This is a genomic window from Vibrio sp. T3Y01, from assembly GCF_013114525.1.
In the GTDB taxonomy this organism is placed as follows: Bacteria; Pseudomonadota; Gammaproteobacteria; order Enterobacterales; family Vibrionaceae; genus Vibrio; species Vibrio chagasii_B.
The window spans coordinates 50,664-70,941 of sequence record NZ_VTXJ01000004.1 but is presented as its reverse complement, the minus strand read 5'-3'; the positions used below and the strand labels follow the sequence as shown (position 1 = coordinate 70,941).

Below are 20,278 nucleotides of genomic sequence, written 5' to 3'. Positions count from 1 at the left end.
AAACAGTTCAATTTAGAAAATTATTTAAGTACGAGTCTATTGATGAAACATCTTATTTTCCTATTTTTGGCAAGCCTGACGCTTGCGCCATATTCATTCGCAGCTCTAGCACCAAGTGAAGGCATCAGTGGCAATATGACCTTCCTAACAGGCTTCACCGCCAACTCAAGTAACCTCGATGTTGGTCAAAGCAATCATCAATCTCAAGCCGATTTAATGTCGTCGGGTAATACAGAAGCTGAGGGAATGGTCGCTGTTTTGGGTTCAGTGCAATACACCTTTGGCGCTTTGAATCATAAACAGTTTTTCTTAGGTACCTCAAGAGACGACATCATCACAGGTACGCTGGCATTTGAAATTGGATATAGACAGCAAGTGGAAAATGGCATGGTAGTCGACTTTTCTATCTTGCCGACTCTAATATCTGGCGAAGTATGGGATGACCCTTATGCTGTAGACTCGAAAAGAGAAGAGACCGATGTCACTGGTACTGTCGTTCGAATGCAACTTTCAAGAATAATGGGCTCGAATTTTAATCTCGATGTCGCTTCTGGTGAGTCAGACGTTAAAAAAGAAAACACCGGTCTAAAGGGGCTTGGTTTAACCGAAGAAGAACGCGCACTGATGATTCGAGAGCGAAAGTACTTTTACCTAAAATCTGGTTACCAGTACTTATTAAAAGATGGTTCTGGCATTTTCACACCCTCGATGAATGTTGTCTCATCAGACTCAGAGGGAGACGCACTATCGTTCTTGAGCCTTGGCGCGGAAATTAACCTAGCGAAAATGTATGGAAATCATGGTTTAGCTTTAACACTTAATGCAGCAAAGCGTAGCTATGATAAAGAGAACCCAATTTTTAATAAGACGCGAGAAGACAAAGACTTTGGAGCATTCATCGCCTATGAATATACCAATATCTTTAATGCTAAAAACTGGTCTTTGGTGTCACTATTCGGCGCCAAGACCACGAATTCAAACATTGAGTATTACCAATCATCGCAATACGTGGTTTCCTTAGGTGTTGATTACAAATTCTAAGGCTGAACTGAGGTTTTCATTGCTTGTAACCCGTAAACAAATCCTTTAATTTGGGTATATTACCGAGAAGAACACTCTTCAATCGCCAGTAATAACAGGGAGTTATGGTGGAAAGTTTTAGTACTCAATTGCCCATTTTTTGGTTTAAAACTTTAGATTCTGCTATTCAGGCTAGAATTGGAGACAGCAGCGATATCTGGTCGGGAGCAGAGGTCTACAAACAACTTTGCTCCGCCGAATCGATCTCGGCTTATCAGCTTCAATCCGCCATCACCAATATCTACCAACGCTTTGATCATGAACTGATCGACCTGTTTGATGAATCTGCTCGCTACTTCGATGAGCTTGAAATGGGCGCGCCGGTAATGGCCATGCTCACCGCGCCAGATCTCTCCAGCTTTTGCCAACTGCTGAGTCGATACTCAACTCACATACATCCACTACTGAAAATATTCAGTCGCGAAACAGAGTGTGGTGACATAGAGCTTTGGACAGTAACCCCAGAGTACATCGACGAAACTACCCTAATGACACACATCAGCTTAGGGCTCTATTTCAGTATTATCCTCAAGCTCGTTCGAAAATACCTGAATACACCAAAACAAAAAGTCGCCATCCATATCCATAAGAACACCATCGGTGATGAGTTTTTAAGCATATATGAGCGCGTATTTAATGTAGAAATGAAGGAAGGCTTCCCCGCCCGATATATACTGTTCCCTAACGATCTTGTTCAGGCGAAACCTCGCCAATTCCAAGCTGACTTTCATGCAGAGTTAGTACGAATAGCCGACCAGCAGATGGAAAAAACATTAAAAACCAACCTGATCTACAAAGTGAATGAAACGTTCAAAGTGCTTGCGGTAAAAGACACCAACCTAGATAGCGTGGCGAGTAACCTTCACATCAGCCCTCGAACCCTGAATCGTAAACTTAAACAACAAGGGGTGAGTTTTCGTCGTTTATTCGATAAATACCGTCTTGAACTGAGCATGACGCTACTGAATCAGAACGACGGCAATATTACCTATGTGGCTCACGAACTCGGCTTTTCAGACTCGAGCGCATTCAGCCGAGCATTCAAAAACTGGACTGGGCACTCTCCTACTGAACTCAGGTCGTAACAACAGATCTCGCCCCCCCCATACCACTAAGCATCGAACGACATTCTTCTTACTTGGTTTTTGTTCTTACATATTTTCGATTCTCATGTATTATGTGCGCCCATAATTGTATGACAAATGTGTAGCGCTGTTTCTGTATGACCAAAGCCACCAACCACGCGATTTTGCTCTTAGTATTCGCAAACCTGCTCGCCTCGTTTTCAGACGTCTCACTCAAAGTGCTGAACGGTGAAGTGCCCACGTTCCAATATGTGTTTATCCGCCAGCTACTGAGCGTGATGTTGCTGCTTCCTTTTTGGCTAAAGCTCCCCAAAGAGACACGCATGCAAGGTGGTTGTCGCATCAACTTCTTGCGGGCTCAATTCATCCTGGTGGGAAGTGGCTGCGCAATGATTGCCATCACACACCTCACCTTGGCGACCGCAAACGCGATGTTCTATGTTGGGCCCATTCTTATGCTTCCGCTTTCTATTGTTTTATTGAAAGAGAAGCCGACATCATCAAAAGTGGTCGCGACATTGATTGGCTTCGTGGGTGTGTTAATCGTGTTGCGTCCAGAGCAATTTCACTGGGCTGCTATTGCAGGGTTAGGCAGTGCGCTCGCGATGGGTGTCGGCAATATTTTGATTAAACGTCTTCACGCAGAACAACACATTATCTCGACACTATTTTGGACCAGTGTAATGACTCTGCCGCTGGCGTTGGCTCTTGCTCTGCCTGCATGGGCGGCGATTGAATGGCGTCATGTTGGGTGGATTATGGCAATCAACCTATTCGTTCTTGGGTACCATGCCCTTGTGGTGGTGGCTTATAAAAAAGCGCCAGCAAACCAAATTGCTCTCGCAGAATACTCAGGGTTGGTGTTTGTGACCCTATTTGGCGTGATGTGGTTTGACGAGATTCCAGACATGTTGACCCTTGTCGGCATCAGCCTAATCGTCATTCCTATGATGCCAATAAAATGGAAGAAGTATTTCGGCAGGCCAAATCAAACGGCCCTAGATATAGAAGCCAATCAACCTAAGCCTTAATCATCGGCTACATCATTGCATTGAGCTAACCCACTTTCGACATGTTCATATTAGAAAAGAGACCGGTATTTCTACCCGTCCCTTTTTGTTTTCGCTTGTGTAAGGCGTTACTTAAGTTTGAACACCAACACTTTGTTGTATGCCGTTACCATCAGTAAGTCTTGCTGTTTCCCGCCAATTTCTAGGTTGCTGATATGGCCCGCATCGATAGCAATGAAGTCTATTTGCTTACCGTCTTTATCGAACACACCCACGCCACCGTGCGCTGCAACAAATAGGTTGTCATCGACATCAACAGCGACGCCATCAACCATAGGTTCAGAACCAGACTCCGCCTTCACTTGGGCAAACTGTGTCTTATTGCTGAGTGACTGTCCATCAACATCAAATCGGTATACCCAGCCATCAGATGTGTCGGCAACGTATAACGAAGATTCATCAGAAGAAAAAGCGATGCCGTTTGGTAGCTTGAACTCTCCAGTGATCAGCTTTAGATCACCATCTAAATAACGATAAACGCCATTAACCGGTTGCTCTGGTTCTGCCTTTTCTGGGCCGTAACCTTGAATACCAAACGGAGGATCGGTAAACCACACGCTGCCATCACTGTTAACGGTTAAATCGTTCGGGCTATTGAGCCGCTTGCCGTTATACGTTGCAGCGACAATCACTTTCTCTCCGTTGCCCTGACGGTACGACAGCTTTCTATCATGGCGAGCAGCCCAAAGGTTGCCTTTCGCATCGATATCGAGACCATTGGCATAGCCAGAATTGTCATCAAAAACGCTCAACTTGCCGTCAAGATCGTAAGAATAGGTTGTGTTATTTGGAATGTCGCTAAACAAGAAACGTTGATGTTTCACATCCCATGTTGGGCCTTCAACAAAGCCGAATGAGTCTCCAACTAGTGTTGGGTTGCTTTCTACAACAGAGGCAGCTGAAACATTCATAGAGGCAGCCATTGCAGCGGTAATAAGTAGTAATTTGTTCATTGTTCTTCTCCTTTCTGTTTACGTTTTGAATCTTAGTTTCTTGAAGGAGTGAGAAAAACAGTACAAAATGACTTCACTGTTTACTAAATGGTGTTAATGATGAATTTGATTTATATGCAGACCTTCTTGACTGTCGCCGAAGAGCAAAGCTTCACCAAGGCCGCTGAAGTATTGGATGTGTCGAAAGGTTTGGTATCTCGGCATGTACAACGACTCGAAGAAACATTGAATTCTAAGCTGTTTCACAGAACGACTCGTTCTATCAGCCTCACAGAAGTGGGTGAAGAGTTGTATTCGAAAGCGAAGCAAATTCAACTATTAGCAATCGAAGCGGAAATGCGTGTCTTAGACATGACGCAGGAAGTGGCAGGCGATTTAAAAATTACCGCACCGATAGAGTTTGGGCGTGCGCTTTGTCGTCATATCATCCCTACTTTCAAGCAAGAGTATCCAAAAGTAGATTTGATTCTCGACTTTGGGCCGATGAAAAAGAAGATAGAATCTGGCGACTTTGACATTGCTTTTAGAGCCTACGATGAACTGCCTAATGATGTGATTGCCAACGATCTTGGGCATATCCGCAATGTTCTCGTTTGCAGTGCGGATTACGTATCAACTAACCCACTCGCCACCACCAAAGACATCCATAAATGCAGCTTCATTCTTAACAGTCAAAATGAACGCTGGAATCAGCTGGAGCTGATCAATGGTGATCAAACCTACCATGTTGAAGTAACTGGAAGCGTTAGCTCAAATACCTACAGTTCAATTTTAGAGTTAGCGATGCAAGGAATAGGTGTCGCCAGCTTGCCGTTCTATCAAGTTGAAGAGCAGCTCAAACAAGGTGAGCTTATTCACGTGTTCCCAGAATGGTCGATAAAAGCCCAAAAGCTAAGCCTTATCTATGCTCAAAGAAGGGTCACACCGCAGAAGTTGGTCACTTTTAACCGAGCGGTTAAAGAGTGGTTGGAATCGAATAACGCATATACGCTGTGAGCTTTAGAACGCCGAATCTTTCAATTGGAACGTATGTGCGTTCCAATTTTTGTTTGAGTAAAGTGAAATGATATTCTGAATGGGGATAATTGATAGCGAGTGTATTCGAGCTAATTTGAAAGCGCCATCTATCTTAGTCAAAACAAAAACATAAATTTACCTTATACAATTGCATAACTTACAATATCATAGCCACATCATGCATATTGGGTACGGGTAAATAAATGCAATTGAATAACCTCAGAATTCGTAATTTTCGCACGATCGGCTCGGAGCAAGTAATTGACTTGACTAACGGATTGACCATCGTAGGCCCTAACAGCACAGGAAAAACCAACATATTGAAAGCCATTGAGATGGTTTTTACTGGCCCCAGTAATGTGCTAGGTTATGATTTGAAACGTGATTTTACCTTTGATGCGAAAGGACAAACTACCTTATCAGCTAACTTTTCATGTGACTCTGTCGATGCAGATTCTGAATTTTTTCGGCTATACAGCGAATTAAATAGTTTGTTAGAAGAGCCACGTGACCTTTCAAATGATTTTCAATTATATATCTCATTTGCCACTAACACTGGTAACCCTTCTTATAGGTTTTTCTCTAACCAAAAAATCAAGAAAGATCAAAATACAAATTTTTCACGAAAACAAGCTCAAGCAGTAAATTTATTGCTCGATAGCTTCGTTTGTCACTATGTACCATCGTCAAAAAGTACAGGAGATTTATACCAAAGCCTATTACTCCCATTTATCAAACGCTCTGTAACTCGAACACTTGCAGATAAAGTTGCTGATATCAACTCAACGCTAGCTCAGATTTCAAAGCAGTTAGATGCGCAACTCGCGATAGCTAATCTAGGTCATATTACTTCTCACTTTTCTCTACCTAACGACTCATTAGAAGAGTTAATTGATAAATTTGAATTCAATCTATCCGACCCAAATAAGACATCCATTGAGCGAAAAGGTATGGGGATTCAAGCTTCTGCAATTCTTGCTTCATTTTTATGGATTACAAACGAAGAATCTAAGTTAGGTAAGCAAACTATTTGGTTAATAGAAGAACCTGAATCGTATTTGCACCCTCAATTAGCTGAAGCTTGTCATAAAATGCTTGAGAAACTCCGAGATTCAGCTTTACTCGTCACAACAACTCACTCTCTTGGGTTTGTGAACCGAGACCCTCGAAAACTAGTTGGCACAGAATTAGATAATGGATTCACAAAAGTTGTCAATTATGACTCCTACCTAAAGGCAACGTCATCTATTCGTAGCGCTTTGGGTGTCCGCTTCAGTGACTACTATAATTTAAACGTTATGAATGTTTTTGTTGAAGGTAAATCCGAGAGAGAAGTATTCAGCTGGATACTCGATTCGGTATCTCCAAACTATGAAACAGGCGAGTTCATATGGCCTCACCTGAGAAATGCTAGTTTTATTGATTTTACGGGTGTAAGTGGTATGGAAGGCTTCATGAAAGCCACTTATGAGTTTATTCACAAAGAGAGAGCCGTTGTGACAGTGTTAGACGGAGATCAAGCGGGTAGCAATTGCAGACGAAACCTTCAGCAGTTTCTTGGTAATAAAGATATATCTTTTGAACCAAATATCGACTTCGTTAGCTTACACAATGGATTTGCATTAGAGGGGTTATTTCCTGACAATTGGATTATTGAACTTCATAGCTTACATCCTAATTGGTTTAAGAGCTTTTCACTCGATTTTGAAGGCAACCTTCAGCCATTTGATATGAAAACTCAGACAAATAAGGTTCAATTGCGAAATAATTTACAACTAAGAGCGAAAGAAGAACATCCTTCAGCTTGGAGCTCTCGTTTTGTTAAGCTTTTTGACATGCTAGACAATATGCTCGAAAAACAACACCAAAAAGTTTATGGTGGATCATTTGAGGATGAACAAACGATTCTATACCGCTCAGCTAAAAAAGGGTTAGGATCAACTAAAATTCAAGAAAACTCATCTGAGCTAGAGGAGAACCAAGAAGTTTTCTAGCCCAATACTAACGATTTAGTTCTATACGCCTAAATTGATAAAGCTCAGATAATATTAATGCTTAACAAAACAAAAAGGGATTGGTATCTCCACCAACCCCTTCCAAGATTATCTTTCTACTTACAAGCTCTCAATTGCCTTTTGAACTGCAGGGCCAATCTGGCGCTTACGAGAAGTAACGCCTTCCAAAGTTAGCATGTCGCTGGTTGGTTCAGCGTTGAAAGCCGATTTGATAACTTGATAGTCGCTTTCATCAACCCAAAGTAAGTTTGCTTCTTTGTTTTTAGTGTCTGTGATTGAGAAGAACAGATGGTCTAAGTCGTTCTCTTCTTTATAAGACTTCATCGCTGCCAAAAGCTCGTCTTTGCGGTCAATCAGTTGTTGAGCCGTTAGCGTTTCAGCCACACCGATGCCCACCTGTTTGCCACCGTACTTAAAGTTCTTGTAGTCCAGAGTCAGAATGGTTTCAGAAGAAAGGTGACTGAGATCCGACTTAGCAATCAGCATCTGTTGGCCGAAATCTTCGATATCTGAAATGCCTGCAACTCTTGCAAGTTTCTCTGCGTACTCACGATCATGCTCAGTCGTGGTCGATGATTGGAATACCACGGTATCAGAAAGGATTGCGCCTAAACCGACACAAGCAAGATGCTTAGGTAGGGTCACATCCAGCTTTTCAGCATTGTCAGCCAAAATTGTCGCAGCCGATCCCCAACCACGAATATCCATCTCAACCATTTGTGGTGTGTTAATCGGTGAGCCACCAATTGCGTGATGATCAACCACAGCCACAATGGATGCTTGGTCAATAGTTGGCGCTAGCTGAGTAACCTGATTGAAGTCCACCAGCCCTACTCGATATGAAGAGTAATCTGTCTCTACACGTGGTGATTCCGCATTACAGTAATTCAAGATAAACGTCGATTCAGGGTTGATAGGCTCAGGTACTGTAGCCGTACCGCCATAGATATGAGCCGCGAGCATCGCAGACATTACCGTGTCGCTATCTGGGCTAAGGTGCCCCGTCCATACGAGATCTTCACTGTTTTCATTGGCTGATTGTTGCAAGCTAAAAGCAAAACTTGCTGAGCTGAAAGACATGATTACGGCGGCAACGACAGGTGTTAGCTTCACGGGTATTTCCTTATTTGGATTCGTTTTAGAACCCCATAAGCTAGCCATCAAAAATTTCAGAACCGTTTCAGCGATGTTTCAGATTTACTTCAATGAGTAACGAAATGTAATTCGCCCTTCTTTTCCCATTGTTAACCAAGTTACACATCATTTGGGATTTGGTCAGCTTTTCATTATTTCACAATGAATTTTAATGAAGCTTGGTGAACCGACATATAAGCCACTAAATTAACGAGATACAAAAGACCCAATTCAAATTATAAGAATTAAATAATCTAACTAAAAAATGATATTAGAAAGGATCAATAAAGGCTGCGAAAGCAGCCTAATCAAGTAAGCATAAATGTACTGTACATTCATCAAGGTCGACGGTCAGCTCTTTCCATTGCAGGTAAGGGATCGGAGATGTAAACCAAGGGGAGCTAGAAAGGGATTCTAGTGCTTGTACCTAAAGGTATTGCTGTCATCAACAATCTCGATTCTGACAGGAACTGTGCCTTGCTTAAGGTTGCCAATTTTTGCAAATGCTTTGTGCGAAAGGTCGATCACTCGGCCTTTTACGTACGGGCCTCGATCGTTAATTTTCACATCAACAGACTTGTTATTGTCTGTATTAGTCACTCTCACGATAGTGCCGAAGGGTAAGGTTTTATGCGCTGCCGTGTAAGCATTCATATTATACGTCTCACCACTTGCTGTGAGCTTGCCATGGAACTTATCACCATACCAAGAGGCTTGACCAGTCAAAGCATGTGACTTGGCATATTCCTTTGTTTTAGAACTGCCGACCGCCGACGTTGAGGTACATCCGGCTAATATCATAAGAATGAGAGCGGTAAAGATGATATGTAGTTTTTTCATGTAACTTGGGTGCGCTAATCTGTGCATTTTCTCTGTTTTCGTTGTGTTTTGGTTCACCATACAATGCTGAGTATAGTCACTGCTCAGCAAAGGCTACCATCCGGTATGAATGCACAATGTTTTCATGAAGTACGCTTTCTTCCGTCATATCCATGAAAGGTTTTATCTTAGAAACGTCAAATTTAACAACACCTTAAATCTGTATCTTTCTTGAACACTTGATGTAGATAAGTCACCCAGCCAATCATCCAAACACAAAAGAGGATTGGTATCTCTACCAATCCTCTTTAGGGAGTGTTTCGGTTTTTCTACCTTACGACAGGTAGATGGCGTCTATTACTCGTAATCTGTCGCGTACGTATCTTCGTATGAGTGAGAGTAGAATTCGAATAGGTTGCCAAACGGGTCTTCTAGGTAAACCATTTGTGCTTGTTTTAGCTCGTCTTCTGGGTGGTAACGGTGAATATCCATACGTACTTTACCGCCAAACTCTTCAACGCGCTTGATAGCTGAATGAAACTGCTCTTTTGGAAGCTGTAGACAGAAGTGGAAGATACCTAGACGAGAGAAATCAACGTTATGGCGCTCTTCACGGTCAACCATTTCGAATAGCTCAACACCGATACCGTCTGAAGTTACTAGGTGAGCAATGTTGAAGCCTTTGAAGCCTTCACCAAATACAGCGATACACATACGACCGATTGCGGATTCGCGCTCTTCCATCACTTTAGTGTTGTTCATTACAACTCTTAGACCTAGAGCTTTAGTGTAAAACTCTACAGCTTGGTCCATATCGCCAACCATGATACCTACGTGATTCATTTTCATAACTTTCTCCAATTCTTTTTTAATTCTGTATTTTCGAAGCTCAGCTTCTGTATTTCGTTTCGATGGAGAGAGTATATGGAGATAAGTGGATTAAATGAAATTATCATAATTTATATTAATAATAATTTTATGTTATCATTTATTTCTTGAGGTCTATATTAACGAACATGTGCCCCAAGAGCTTTTGCTCTTGGGGCACATAGATCATATGAACGATTGTTAATGGTATCTATAAGACGTTAATTTAGTGCTTCAATGAGTGTGATCTCACGTTTGATCTGCATTCCTTCTTGCTCGGTCGCTTGCGTCAGTTTGTTTTTACGTGCTGTTATGGCTGCTTGTTTAGCCTCATCGGTGTCGAACATCAGACCTTGTACATTGATTGAAGCGATATTCGTATAGCGGCCATCGTTGCTTATTGGGATTGAGATAACTTCATCATTTATCAATGATTTCACGATCTCACGTTGTTCGCTGTAACGGCTATCCAAACCAGAGAGTGTCCAACGTTGTTGAGGCTTCCCTTCATACTGACCATTCTTTTCTTCTGTTAGATACTTGATGGTCATATTACGAATTGTGCCCGCTTCCTCACCATACTCTGCCTCTGTATCAAACAATACAGGGAATGATTCACCTTCTAGAACACCACCTTTTTTAGTGAGGTGACCCATTCGATAGCTATTCATACCAATTCGGATTTCAGTTTCATCGGTAACAGGTGTGCCATCAGCGAACTCAAGGTTAGTAATACGTTTACCTGCAGGCTGAGTTAGATCAATGGTATAAGTCACGCCCGCAAAGAAATCATTAGTCGAATATTTAGATGCTCTGCGTTCTGGATTAAAACTATAAGTGACATCACCAGGCTGTACCGAGTTGAAATAGCCAGCAGACCATTCCATGTAGGTTTTAAGTTCTTTACCTGTCATCTGGTAAACCGTGATTTCTCCACCAGCATATTGATAGTTATAAGCGATGTCTTTGGCTTTAATCGGACCAACATCCAGCTCTGCATTGTCATTATCAATTTGGAGTGCGATGACATTAGCTTTTGGTGCATAGAAGAAGCTCGCTTCTTGGTATAACGCACTAATACCGGTGTCTTGAATATGAACTTGAGGGATACCGCGGATTTCATTTTCAGGAACTAAGTCAACGCCAGTTAGCTGAGCCACAGGTCGGTTCGCCATTTCTCGAAGTTGTTTGTGATACGGCTGGTATAGCGCGTCCATATCTTCATCGGAATCAACGCCATTAATCTTGTAAGTGAAGCTGTCTTTGTTCACTAGTGTGAATTTGCCATCGCGCTCTTCAAATTGGAGGTCGATACGAGACAGAGCTCGGCCATACTTGTCTGGTTCGGTAATAATCACCCCATTCACAACCGCCTTATCAATACGAGTATGCATGTGACCCGCAACAATGGCATCAAGCTCTGGGTTAGCATTCGCAATGTCGGTGACACCTGTATTCGCGATGTCATTTTCGTTTTCAATACCCATGTGTGCAACCAATACGATCGCATCGACTTGGTCATCGATCTCTTTGATTATTTTCTTCACTTCCAGTGTCGGGTTAGTGAAAGTGACGCCTTCTAAACGGTTGGTACCTTGTGCAAAGACCTCTGTCATTGGGGTGTCCATCCCAATCACACCGATCTTAACTCCACCGCGTTCTAGAATGGTGTAACCCGGTAGGAATGGGTTTCCGTTTTTGTTCTTGATGTTGCCGCCTAAAGACTGGCCCTTAAATTGAGTAACAGCTCTGTTGAGCGTTTTAAGGCCGAAGTCGAATTCATGATTGCCTAAAACCCACACATCATATTTCATGTGGTTGAAGCCAAGCATCATTGGGTCAACGGGATCATCTTTAAATGTTTCTACGAAGTTACCTTGAATGGTATCACCAGCATCAACGAGGATAATGTTCGACTGCTCTTCGCGGATATCACCCACTTTCGTTGCTATTTGGCTTAAGCTGCCACGAGTGTTGAGTTTATCGGACGCGTAGTCCCACGCCATAAAATGACCATGGATATCTGAAGTGCCAAGTATCGTGACGTCGTGTATGTCACCGTCAGCGGCAAAGGTAGGAAAAGTAAGAGAAAGTAGGATTGCACTGGATAATAGTTGTCTTTTCATCTGCATGTTCACATGGTGGATATAGTATGACGCCACCATATAGAATTGCGTCTACCTTATGAGTGACTAGTGTCATATTTTCAGTGATACAAGCTCTTGATATTTCAAATAAACGTGACTGCTGACAACCTTAAAACAGCTTATGTAACTATGCGAGCCACACTAACAGGTAAATAGAAAGAGCCACATATCAAGTAATGTGGCTCTGTTTAAACGTGCCAATTTAAACTCTAGTCAAACCACTACGCTTTACTGGTTTGTACCGAATTCGTCATCGGCTTAGTTTTGTTTTCAGGTACCAGAGACATCAGCCCAGTAATCACAAGGGCAGCGATGCCCGACATCGTTACTGGTGAGCCAAATATACTTTGCGCTAGCTTGGGGGCTTCTTTCAACAAGTCAGGCACTAGCATTACTCCAAGCCCCAAGCCTAATGAGATAGCGATCGTCATGATTCTTCGGCGATCCAACTTTTCATTGGCAATAATTTTGATACCCGCAGCGGCAACCGTACCGAACATCACCAAGGTTGCCCCGCCTAATACTGGTTTTGGAATCGTCATTAATACCGCGCCTAAGATGGGAAATAGACCCAATAGAAAAAGAATCGCCGCAATGAAGTAGCCAATGTAGCGACTTGCGATTCCGGTAAAATGAATCACACCATTGTTCTGGCTGAAAGTCGTGTTTGGAAAGGTATTAAATACTGCTGCGATAAGCGAGTTCACACCATCACCTAGCACGCCAGCCTTGAGTCGATTGATGTATTTTGGCCCCTTAACTGGTTGCCCTGAGAACATGCTGTTAGCGGTAAGGTCACCCGTCGTTTCAATCACGGTAATCAAGTAGATAAAAGCAATAGGTAAGAAGGCTTGCCAATCAAAAGCAAAACCATATTTAAATGGGATAGGAATACTCAATAACGGTTGAGATGCAAAAGAAACCATGGGCGCTTTGCCCATCAAAATAGCAACGCCCCATCCTACAACCAAACCGACCAAAATAGACGACAGCCTAACCATGGTGTTGTTGCTTAGGTTAAGTGCCACTATGGTTCCGAGCACAATCGCACCCAGAAGCAGGTTACTTCCAGAGCCAAAGTCTTCCGCGCCAACACCACCCGCAATATCAGTAACACCTACTTTAATCAAAGAGATACCTATCGTCGTGATAACGATTCCGGTGACAACGGGCGTGATAACGACCTTGAGTTTTTCGATAAAGCGCGATAGGACGATTTCAACAAATGCACCAAAGAAGCAGACGCCGAAAATGGTGGCGAGCATTTCATCCGGCCCGCCTCCATTCGCTTTAACCAGAAAACCCGCGCCTAATACTGAACCTAAAAACGCAAAGCTGGTTCCTTGAACACAGATCATGCCTGCACCAACTGGGCCTACTTTTCTGGCTTGGATGAAGGTACCGACGCCAGACACCATGAGTGCCATGCTGATCAGGTAGGGAATGTGCTCACCCAATCCAAGGACACCACCAATAATGAGCGTGGGTGTGATAATGCCAACAAAGCTGGCTAATACATGCTGCAGCGCCGCGTAGCTGGCTGCTCTGACTGATGGTCGATCGTCTAATCCGTAGATCAATTCACTGTTCTGTTCCATGTGACTTCCTTTATGTATTTTTTATTGTATACAATTTATATAAGGGCAATAAAGCAACATATATGCCAATGGTTTAACATCATGTTTATCAATCAGTTAAGTTTATTCTTAAGCCAATGCTGCACTGTAGAGCAACATTGTCGGCTCGTTTTAGTGCAAACAGAGAACACAAAGCAATCCTTTGACCTGGTTTATCTGTAACCTCTACCCGAATATCGCAGGCACAAAAAAAGGATTGGTATCTCTACCAATCCTCTTTAGGGGGGTGTTTCGGTTTTTCTACCTTACGACAGGTAGATGGCGTCTATTACTCGTAATCTGTCGCGTACGTATCTTCGTATGAGTGAGAGTAGAATTCGAACAGGTTGCCAAACGGGTCTTCTAGGTAAACCATTTGTGCTTGTTTTAGCTCGTCTTCTGGGTGGTAACGGTGAATGTCCATACGTACTTTACCGCCAAACTCTTCAACGCGTTTAATAGCTGAATGAAATTGCTCTTTTGGAAGCTGCAGACAGAAATGGAAGATACCTAGACGAGAGAAATCAACCTTATGACGCTCTTCACGGTCAACCATTTCGAACATCTCAACACCGATGCCATCAGATGTGACTAGGTGAGCAATGTTGAAACCTTTGAAGCCTTCACCAAATACAGCGATACACATACGGCCAATTGCTGATTCGCGTTCTTCCATCACTTTGGTGTTGTTCATTACAACTCTTAGACCTAGAGCCTTAGTGTAAAACTCTACTGCCTGGTCCATATCGCCAACCATGATGCCTACGTGATTCATTTTCATAACTTTCTCCAATTCGTTTTTTATTCTGTGCTTTTCGAAGTCTAACTTCAGTATCTCGTTTCGATGAAAAGAGTATAGGGAGAGATTGCGATTAACTGAAATTATCATAATTTATATTAATGATAATTTTTTGTTATTCCTAGATTAAAATAGGATCTCAGCTCACTTAAAGAAACGCTATCTACATACATGCTCACACTATAAATAGACGCTCACATTAGCAGGAGGTCAGCCCAATATAGAGAACAACCTAAAGAGCATAGCCACTCAAATCGAGTATTGCTGATGTTTGATGGCTTTTGTTAATCGTTTTTGTTGATAGCTTTCTCCTTTCGAAGATAGGAATCACCTATTGAATCTATAGAAATGTCCGATTTCACTAATTTTCGGTGCCAATGCAATATATCTCCATCGACGCGGGATAGCGTTAAACACTACAAATTAGAAAGAGAGTCCAAACATGATCAACACAGAAATCAAACCATTCAACGCAACAGCATTCAAAAACGGCGAGTTCGTAGAAATCACTGAGCAAGACGTTAAAGGCAAGTGGGCAGTGTTCTTCTTCTACCCAGCAGACTTCACTTTCGTATGTCCAACTGAGCTAGTTGACCTACAAGAAAAATACGCAGAGCTTCAATCTCGCGGTGTAGAAGTTTACTCAGTATCAACTGACACTCACTTCTCTCACAAAGCATGGCACGATACTTCTGACAAAATCGGCACTATCGAATACTTCATGGTAGGTGACCAAACAGGCACTATCACAAACAACTTCAACGTAATGCGTGAAGGTCAAGGCCTAGCAGACCGTGCTACGTTCCTAATCGACCCAGAAGGCGTTATCCAAGCAATGGAAATCACTGCTGAAGGTATCGGTCGTGACGCTGAAGACCTACTACGCAAGGTTAAAGCAGCACAATACGTAGCGGCTAACCCAGGTGAAGTTTGCCCAGCTAAATGGAAAGAAGGCGAAGAGACACTAGCACCATCTCTAGACCTAGTAGGTAAGATTTAATCTAAGCCTAGCTAACAAGAATAGCTAAAAAGAACATATAAAACGGTTCTACAGGCGCGCTTCGGCCTCCCTCCTAAAGGGCAGTTGCGCGCCACCCTTTCAAACCATCAAAACCACAATATTTGCCGACTTGCGCCCCCTTTTTATTTTCCTTTTTCAGCAAGAAGGTATTGGTCAATACCAAGACACAGAATTTAAGAGCAGGCACGATTATGTTAGATCAAGCAATGAAGCAGCAGCTAAAAGCATACCTAGAAAACCTAAAAACCAATGTTCAGTTAGTGCTGAGCCTAGATGACAGCGATACCGCAAACAAACTCCAAAACCTAGCAAACGACATCGCGTCTTTAACGGACAAAATTGAAGTAACACGCGATGATAGCGCAAGCACGCGCAGCCCTATCATGCAGGTAGTGAACCAAGAAAAAGGCACAGCGATCGGTTTCGCCGGTTTACCAATGGGTCACGAGTTCACGTCTCTTGTACTGGCACTGCTTCACAGTGGCGGTCACCCAATCAAGCTTGAAGCTGACGTAATCGAGCAAATTAAAGAATTAGATCAAGAGCTGAATGTAGAAATTTTCATCTCACTATCGTGCCAGAACTGTCCAGAAGTGGTTCAGGCATTCAACATGATGTCAGCGATTAACCCGTTGATTAAGACCACCATGATTGATGGCGCAGCATTCCAAGAGGAAGTGAAATCTCGCGATATCATGGCAGTACCAAGCGTGTTCATTAATGGTGAACTATTCGGTCAAGGCCGTATGTCACTGGCTGAGATCCTTAATAAAGTAGACTCAGGTGCAGCGGAAAAGAAAGCAGCAAACCTAAATCAACAAGCACCATTTGACGTGTTAGTTGTGGGTGGTGGCCCAGCAGGTTCTTCAGCAGCAATTTATGCAGCACGTAAAGGCATTCGTACAGGTGTGGTTGCTGACCGATTTGGTGGTCAGGTAATGGATACCATGGCAATTGAGAACTTTATCTCAGTGAAAGCGACAACAGGTCCTAAGCTAGTGGCTAGCTTAGAAGAGCACGTAAAAGAGTACGGTGTTGAAGTAATGACTGAGCAGCGCGCTGCAAACATCATTGCTGCAGAAGACACAAAAGACGGCTACATCCACGTTGAATTAGAGAGTGGCGCAACACTACGAGCTCGCTCTGTTATCACAAGTACAGGTGCACGCTGGCGTGAAATGAACGTTCCGGGTGAACAAGAATACCGTAACAAAGGCGTGGCTTACTGCCCACACTGTGACGGCCCACTGTTCAAAGGCAAGAAAACAGCCGTTATCGGCGGTGGTAACTCAGGTATTGAAGCCGCTATTGACCTAGCAGGCATTGTGGAACACGTAACCGTACTTGAATTTGCAGACACGCTACGCGCTGACCAAGTACTTATTGATAAAGCGAACGCAACACCAAACATCGAAATCATCAAAATGGCTCAAACCACACAAGTGTTGGGTGATGGAAACCGCGTAACAGGTCTGGAATACAAAGACCGCAACACTGAAGAGCTTAAACAGATTGAGCTTGCGGGTATCTTCGTTCAAATCGGTCTAATGCCGAACAGCGAATGGTTGAAAGGTTCGAAGGTTGAGCTTTCACCACGCGGTGAGATTGAGATTAACGCTCATGGCGCAACATCGATGAAAGGTGTGTTCGCAGCAGGCGATGTAACAACAGTACCTTACAAGCAGATCATCATTGCGATGGGTGAAGGTGCGAAAGCAAGTCTAGGCGCATTTGACCACCTAATTCGTAACCCAGCTCCAGTTAAAGAGGCTGAAACCGCTTAATCTTGTAATCAAATTTTCCTTAAGTGTCCTTGTTAACGTATCAGTTATGATTAACTTATTAGTGATGATTAACTGACTGTTTATCGTTAACGACTTTGTCAATATTTAGACACCACTCCTATGGATTTAGGAGTGGTTTTTTTCGTTGTAATTTTTATGCTGGTTGATAAAGCATAAAGGCAACCACTAGTGCGAGGCTTCCGCCCAAACAACGGTTTACCACCATCATCTGTTTTGGTGATTGAAGCAGCTTTTTAAGCATCGTACCGCAATACGCCCACACCAACATGCACGGTACGCCCGTGATCACCATGCCTGCAATAATGGTCACCACTTGAATCAGATAGTCAGCATTCGGAGTGATGAACTGAGAAAACACAGTTAACGAAGCAATCCAACCTTTAGGGTTTAACACCTGAACCAACACACCCGACACAAAGCCCGAACGATTATCGGTGGTGCTCTCTTCGATTTGCATATTGGCAATCGACCACGCCATGAACAACAAATAAGCCGCGCCCGCGTACTTCAAAATATTGTATAGCTCTGGGTAAAGAGTGAATAGACTCACCAAGCCGACACTGGACCCTGCCAGTACGATGATGATGCCAAAAGCGTTCCCAGAGATAAAAGGTAAAGTTGCAGCAAACCCATAACGACTTGAAATCCCAAGTAATGCGATATTCCCTGCCCCAGGTGTAATTGCAATCGATGTTGAAAATAGCAAGAACGCCAGCATTAATTGAGAGCTCATTCCCTCTCACTCCTAATAAGTAAAATATTGATAGGGAGAGAGTTTACAGATTCGATTAGGAATTAAATTGCTATATAGGCTAATATTAATGCAAATTTGAGCAAGATTTTTCTAAAATCACCATGAAGCAGAAAGAATCCACCAAAGAAGTATTAGATGACACAGATATCGCCATCTTAGGACATATCCAACAAGACGGTCGCATGAGCAACAGTAAGCTCGCCGAGAAGGTAAACCTCAGCGAAACCCCATGTTGGCGCCGTTGGAAACGCATGGAAGAAACAGGCTATATCGACGGTTATGCCGCCAAGCTCAATCGCAAGAAATTAGGCTTTCATGTGGCAGGTTTTACCTTGGTCACGCTAGGCAACCACGAAGTTGAAAACACAGAACCATTCGAAGAGTTTGTTGCAGTCACGGATTGGATTCCGATGTGTCACTGTATCGCAGGTGGCGCCGACTACATGGTGCAAGTGTTAGCAAAAGATTTAGAAGAGTACTTTGAGCGTATTAGCTCAATAAGACGAGTAAAAGGCGTGAGCGCGATTCAATCCAACATCTCAGTGAAAGAACTGAAAAACAGCTATCAACTTCCTCTTGAGGACTAGTTCACTTCTCCTGGTAGCCCTTTTCTTTCAGCAAAACAAAAGCCCAGCTCCCTAGGTTTCTGAAACTTAGGGGCTGGGCTTTGTTTGAAACGAATATCGTTTAATTACGCTTTCTATTCACAAGGGTGAGCTAGATGGATCAAAGCTAAACCACCGAGTGACGTTTCACGATATTTCTTGTTCATGTCTTTACCCGTTTGATACATGGTCGCGATGACCTTATCCAACGATATCAAAGATTTGCTATTGCGTTTCAATGCCATGCGAGACGCATTAATCGCCTTCATCGCACCCATAGCATTTCGTTCAATACACGGTACTTGTACTAAGCCACCAATTGGGTCACATGTCATACCGAGTGAATGTTCCATCGCAATCTCTGCAGCAATACAAATCTGCTCATTACTACCACCGCGCAGGGCAGTTAAACCTGCAGCCGCCATAGAAGATGAAACGCCCACCTCTCCTTGGCACCCTACTTCGGCACCCGAAATCGAAGCGTTGGCTTTGTACAAAATACCAATCGCACCCGATACAGCTAAGAAGTCTTTGAGCTGCTTGGTATCCAACTCTTTAATAAAGCGATGGTAATACATCAATACCGCAGGAATCACGCCCGCCGCGCCATTGGTTGGAGATGTAACTACTTGACCACCAGCCGCGTTTTCTTCACTCACGGCAAAGGCAAACAAGTTAATCCAATCCATGATTTCCATCGGGTCGTTTTCAACGGCTGCATTCGCTTCTAGCTTTTTCAATAGGTTTGGCGCACGGCGAGTGACGTTCAAACCGCCATCTAGAATACCTTCAGTCTCAAAACCACGTTCCATACAACGCGACATCACGCGCCAGATCTGGTCTGCCTTTTCTGCAATCGCATCAGAATCTTGGAAGGCCGACTCATTTTTCAGAATCATTCCACCTAGGCTCATGCCGTTGTCTTCAGCTTGTTTAAGCATTTCATCGGCATTCTTGAAAGGGTAAGCCACCTCGACTGATTGAGTTTTGGTGCCGTTTTGCAGCTCATCTGCAGTTGCGATAAAACCACCACCAATCGAGTAGTAGGTTTCATCGACAATTACCTTTCCAGCTTGATCAAACGCGGTAATCATCATGCCGTTTTCATGCAGGGGCAGATTGTCTTCGTGAAAGAGCATGTCGGTTTGGTAGTTAAAGCCAATCGCGTGGCTGCCACTCAATTGCATTTCACCACTGTCGATAGCGCGTCGCATCGCTTCATTAGCGCTAGTGATCTTAATCGTGTCTGGCTTATTACCAAGCAAACCCAAAATGGTCGCTCTATCGGTATGGTGACCTATTCCGGTTAACGATAACGAACCATAAAGATCGACCTGAACACGAACCACCTCTGTGATTCTGTCTGCGATTAAGTGAGTGAAATGGAAACCCGCAATCATTGGGCCGTTAGTGTGTGAGCTCGATGGCCCCACACCAATTTTGTAGATATCAAAGATCGATAACATAGTTATACCAGTAAAGAATCGGTCA

Annotated in this window: 17 protein-coding genes; 8 read left to right on the top strand and 9 right to left on the bottom strand. The window is 43.3% G+C overall.

Annotated features, from left to right (window positions below; genetic code table 11):
• Nucleotides 1-42 precede the first annotated feature (42 nt).
• The 3 genes from F0232_RS05850 to F0232_RS05840 all read left to right on the top strand — a co-directional run bounded on the left by F0232_RS05850 (nucleotide 43) and on the right by F0232_RS05840 (nucleotide 3,196).
• On the top strand, nucleotides 43-1,041 hold the full coding sequence (locus tag F0232_RS05850; RefSeq protein ID WP_105059230.1) for a DUF2860 family protein: 999 nt from the start codon (nucleotides 43-45) through the stop codon (nucleotides 1,039-1,041).
• 104 nt (nucleotides 1,042-1,145) lie between these two features.
• The gene (locus F0232_RS05845) at nucleotides 1,146-2,165 is read left to right on the top strand and encodes an AraC family transcriptional regulator (RefSeq protein ID WP_105059229.1); all 1,020 of its coding nucleotides are present in this window, start codon (nucleotides 1,146-1,148) and stop codon (nucleotides 2,163-2,165) included.
• A 137-nt stretch (nucleotides 2,166-2,302) separates the two neighbouring features.
• A complete protein-coding gene (locus tag F0232_RS05840; RefSeq protein WP_050652322.1) occupies nucleotides 2,303-3,196 on the top strand; it encodes a DMT family transporter in 894 nt (297 codons plus the stop codon).
• 107 nt (nucleotides 3,197-3,303) lie between these two features.
• Here the strand turns inward: F0232_RS05840 and F0232_RS05835 are convergent, their stop codons facing one another.
• The gene (locus F0232_RS05835; protein ID WP_105059228.1) at nucleotides 3,304-4,188 is read right to left on the bottom strand and encodes an SMP-30/gluconolactonase/LRE family protein; all 885 of its coding nucleotides are present in this window, start codon (nucleotides 4,186-4,188) and stop codon (nucleotides 3,304-3,306) included.
• Between the two features lie 99 nt (nucleotides 4,189-4,287).
• Between F0232_RS05835 and F0232_RS05830 the strand changes: the two genes are divergently transcribed.
• Nucleotides 4,288-5,184, top strand: coding sequence for a LysR family transcriptional regulator (locus tag F0232_RS05830; protein ID WP_171750733.1), 897 nt, complete (start codon nucleotides 4,288-4,290; stop codon nucleotides 5,182-5,184).
• 224 nt (nucleotides 5,185-5,408) lie between these two features.
• Complete coding sequence (locus F0232_RS05825; RefSeq protein WP_082242994.1) at nucleotides 5,409-7,199, top strand: ATP-dependent endonuclease; 1,791 nt, start codon at nucleotides 5,409-5,411, stop codon at nucleotides 7,197-7,199.
• A gap of 120 nt (nucleotides 7,200-7,319) precedes the next feature.
• Here F0232_RS05825 and F0232_RS05820 read toward each other — a convergent pair whose 3' ends face one another.
• The 6 genes from F0232_RS05820 to F0232_RS05795 form a co-directional block, all read right to left on the bottom strand.
• Nucleotides 7,320-8,333, bottom strand: coding sequence for a manganese-dependent inorganic pyrophosphatase (locus F0232_RS05820; protein ID WP_105059227.1), 1,014 nt, complete (start codon nucleotides 8,331-8,333; stop codon nucleotides 7,320-7,322).
• Between the two features lie 435 nt (nucleotides 8,334-8,768).
• The gene (locus F0232_RS05815; RefSeq protein WP_105059378.1) at nucleotides 8,769-9,221 is read right to left on the bottom strand and encodes a septal ring lytic transglycosylase RlpA family protein; all 453 of its coding nucleotides are present in this window, start codon (nucleotides 9,219-9,221) and stop codon (nucleotides 8,769-8,771) included.
• A 309-nt stretch (nucleotides 9,222-9,530) separates the two neighbouring features.
• Complete coding sequence (locus F0232_RS05810) at nucleotides 9,531-10,022, bottom strand: VOC family protein (protein WP_105059226.1); 492 nt, start codon at nucleotides 10,020-10,022, stop codon at nucleotides 9,531-9,533.
• A gap of 239 nt (nucleotides 10,023-10,261) precedes the next feature.
• Nucleotides 10,262-12,166 (bottom strand): bifunctional UDP-sugar hydrolase/5'-nucleotidase, encoded by a 1,905-nt coding sequence (locus F0232_RS05805; protein ID WP_105059377.1) that lies wholly within the window; start codon nucleotides 12,164-12,166, stop codon nucleotides 10,262-10,264.
• Nucleotides 12,167-12,408: 242 nt separating this feature from the next.
• A complete protein-coding gene (locus F0232_RS05800; protein ID WP_105059225.1) occupies nucleotides 12,409-13,785 on the bottom strand; it encodes a uracil-xanthine permease family protein in 1,377 nt (458 codons plus the stop codon).
• A 307-nt stretch (nucleotides 13,786-14,092) separates the two neighbouring features.
• A complete protein-coding gene (locus F0232_RS05795) occupies nucleotides 14,093-14,584 on the bottom strand; it encodes a VOC family protein (protein WP_059021055.1) in 492 nt (163 codons plus the stop codon).
• A 460-nt stretch (nucleotides 14,585-15,044) separates the two neighbouring features.
• Between F0232_RS05795 and ahpC the strand changes: the two genes are divergently transcribed.
• Both ahpC and ahpF read left to right on the top strand, forming a co-directional pair.
• Nucleotides 15,045-15,602, top strand: a complete 558-nt coding sequence (ahpC, locus tag F0232_RS05790) for an alkyl hydroperoxide reductase subunit C (protein WP_008220943.1) — start codon at nucleotides 15,045-15,047, stop codon at nucleotides 15,600-15,602.
• 212 nt (nucleotides 15,603-15,814) lie between these two features.
• Nucleotides 15,815-17,407 carry an alkyl hydroperoxide reductase subunit F gene (gene ahpF / locus F0232_RS05785; protein ID WP_105059224.1) on the top strand — a complete coding sequence of 531 codons (1,593 nt, stop codon included), beginning with the start codon at nucleotides 15,815-15,817 and terminating at the stop codon, nucleotides 17,405-17,407.
• Between the two features lie 154 nt (nucleotides 17,408-17,561).
• Here ahpF and F0232_RS05780 read toward each other — a convergent pair whose 3' ends face one another.
• A complete protein-coding gene (locus F0232_RS05780; protein ID WP_017629766.1) occupies nucleotides 17,562-18,161 on the bottom strand; it encodes a LysE family translocator in 600 nt (199 codons plus the stop codon).
• 122 nt (nucleotides 18,162-18,283) lie between these two features.
• On the opposite strand from F0232_RS05780, the gene F0232_RS05775 reads away from it, so the two are divergent.
• Nucleotides 18,284-18,769 (top strand): Lrp/AsnC family transcriptional regulator, encoded by a 486-nt coding sequence (locus tag F0232_RS05775; protein ID WP_019825927.1) that lies wholly within the window; start codon nucleotides 18,284-18,286, stop codon nucleotides 18,767-18,769.
• Nucleotides 18,770-18,882: 113 nt separating this feature from the next.
• Here the strand turns inward: F0232_RS05775 and F0232_RS05770 are convergent, their stop codons facing one another.
• Nucleotides 18,883-20,253: an L-serine ammonia-lyase gene (locus tag F0232_RS05770; RefSeq protein ID WP_105059223.1), complete on the bottom strand. Its 1,371-nt coding sequence runs from the start codon at nucleotides 20,251-20,253 to the stop codon at nucleotides 18,883-18,885.
• Nucleotides 20,254-20,278 lie beyond the last annotated feature (25 nt).